The 2,395-nt window shown below is 43.3% G+C and carries 3 protein-coding genes; all 3 read left to right on the top strand.

Going from position 1 to position 2,395, the window contains the following annotated elements:
• Window positions 1-126 precede the first annotated feature (126 nt).
• The gene (locus SMIDD26_RS07375) at window positions 127-819 is read left to right on the top strand and encodes a phosphoglycerate mutase (protein ID WP_000240129.1); all 693 of its coding nucleotides are present in this window, start codon (window positions 127-129) and stop codon (window positions 817-819) included.
• 120 nt (window positions 820-939) lie between these two features.
• Complete coding sequence (locus SMIDD26_RS07370) at window positions 940-1,641, top strand: ABC transporter ATP-binding protein (RefSeq protein WP_061439708.1); 702 nt, start codon at window positions 940-942, stop codon at window positions 1,639-1,641.
• A 1-nt stretch (window position 1,642) separates the two neighbouring features.
• Window positions 1,643-2,395, top strand: a 753-nt coding sequence (locus SMIDD26_RS07365; RefSeq protein WP_134990244.1) for an ABC transporter permease, incomplete at its 3' end; no start/stop codon positions are given.

Below are 2,395 nucleotides of genomic sequence, written 5' to 3'. Positions count from 1 at the left end.
AAAATAATGTGATTGCCAAACAGTCCTTTCCTTTTTAGTTTTGACTAGCTTTTTTGTGAAAAATTGTGTAAAATAGAATAGATAAACGAGGGGAAACCTCGGAAAATTTAAAGGAGAATCCATCTAATGGTAAAATTGGTTTTTGCTCGCCACGGTGAGTCTGAATGGAACAAAGCTAACCTTTTCACTGGTTGGGCTGATGTTGATTTGTCTGAAAAAGGTACACAACAAGCGATTGACGCTGGTAAATTGATCAAAGAAGCTGGTATCGAATTTGACCAAGCTTACACTTCAGTATTGAAACGTGCGATCAAAACAACTAACTTGGCTCTTGAAGCTTCTGACCAATTGTGGGTTCCAGTTGAAAAATCATGGCGCTTGAACGAACGTCACTACGGTGGTTTGACTGGTAAAAACAAAGCTGAAGCTGCTGAACAATTTGGTGATGAGCAAGTTCACATCTGGCGTCGTTCATACGATGTATTGCCTCCAAACATGGACCGTGATGATGAGCACTCAGCTCACACTGACCGTCGTTACGCTTCACTTGACGATTCAGTTATCCCAGATGCTGAAAACTTGAAAGTGACTTTGGAACGTGCCCTTCCATTCTGGGAAGATAAAATCGCTCCAGCTCTTAAAGATGGTAAAAACGTATTCGTAGGAGCTCACGGTAACTCAATCCGTGCCCTTGTAAAACACATCAAAGGTTTGTCAGATGACGAAATCATGGACGTGGAAATCCCTAACTTCCCACCATTGGTATTCGAATTCGACGAAAAATTGAACGTCGTTTCTGAATACTACCTTGGAAAATAAGTTATAGACAGAAATCCTAGGAATTCCTAGGATTTTTTGTATTTGCTTCTGGTTTCCAACTAGTTGAAAAAGCGTTATAATGGTAGTAGGAAGTAATTTATTTGAGAGAGGGTGGGTCTGATGGCTTATATTGAGATGAAACACTGTTACAAGCGTTATCAGGTTGGGGACACGGAGATTGTGGCCAATCGTGATGTGAATTTTGAGATTGAAAAGGGTGAATTGGTGATTATTCTAGGTGCATCTGGTGCAGGCAAGTCAACGGTTCTTAACCTTCTTGGGGGAATGGATACCAATGATGAGGGGGAAATCTGGATTGATGGTGCCAATATTGCAGACTATAGTTCCCACCAGCGAACCAATTACCGCCGCAATGATGTCGGTTTTGTTTTTCAGTTTTATAACCTAGTTTCCAATTTGACTGCTAAGGAAAATGTGGAACTGGCTTCTGAAATCGTGACGGATGCCTTGGATCCTGAACAGGTCTTGACAGATGTAGGTCTGGCTCATCGTCTCAATAACTTTCCAGCTCAGCTTTCTGGAGGGGAGCAACAGCGAGTCTCCATTGCACGCGCGGTAGCCAAAAATCCTAAAATTCTCCTTTGTGACGAACCAACTGGAGCCTTGGATTATCAGACGGGTAAGCAAGTCTTGAAGATTCTCCAAGACATGTCTCGTCAAAAGGGAGCGACGGTGATCATCGTGACTCATAATGGAGCTTTGGCGCCCATTGCTGATCGCGTGATTCATATGCACGATGCCAGTGTCAAGGATGTGGTGCTCAACCAGCATCCTCAGGATATCGACAGTTTGGAGTACTAGCATGATCAAGCGAAAAACCTATTGGAAGGACTTGATTCAGTCCTTCACAGGCTCCAAGGGGCGTTTTTTATCCATCTTGACCTTGATGATGTTGGGTTCTTTAGCCCTAGTAGGCCTCAAAGTAACCAGTCCCAATATGGAGGCGACAGCTAACGCTTATTTAACAAATGCTCAAACCTTGGATTTAGCAGTTATGTCTAACTATGGCTTGGATCAAGCGGATCAAGAAGAACTAGAACAGACACAGGGCGCAGAGGTTGAGTTTGGCTATTTGACAGATATGACCATGGATAATGGGCAGGATGCCATTCGGCTGTACTCCAAACCAGAGCGAATTTCAACCTTCCAAGTGACAGAAGGGCGACTTCCTCAGACAGGACGGGAAATCGCTTTGGCCAGTCATTTGCAAGGCCAATATCGTGTGGGGCAGGAGATTAGCTTTAAAGAAAAAGAAGGCAGTCATTCCTCTTTAAAAGACCATACCTATACCATTACTGGTTTTGTGGATTCAGCTGAGATCCTCTCTCAGAGAGATATGGGCTACGCAGCAAGTGGAAGTGGGACTCTGACAGCTTACGGGGTGCTTTTACCTAGTCAGTTTGATCAGAAAGTCTACAATATAGCACGCTTAAAATATCAAGATTTGTCAGGTTTAAATGCTTTCTCAGCAGCTTATGAAGAAAAATCCAAACAGCATCAGGAAGAGCTTGAACAAGCTTTGTCAGATAATGGCAAGGCACGTCTGCAACTCTTG

This window comes from Streptococcus mitis (assembly GCF_001579035.1).
Taxonomy (GTDB): Bacteria; Bacillota; Bacilli; order Lactobacillales; family Streptococcaceae; genus Streptococcus; species Streptococcus mitis_J.
This window is presented reverse-complemented; position numbering and strand designations above follow the sequence as displayed.

Excerpts from the sequence above, each read along its gene's own strand:
- SMIDD26_RS07375 (WP_000240129.1), top strand. The coding sequence starts at position 127 with ATGGTAAAATTGGTTTTTGCTCGCCACGGTGAGTCTGAATGGAACAAA.
- SMIDD26_RS07370 (WP_061439708.1), top strand. The coding sequence starts at position 940 with ATGGCTTATATTGAGATGAAACACTGTTACAAGCGTTATCAGGTTGGG.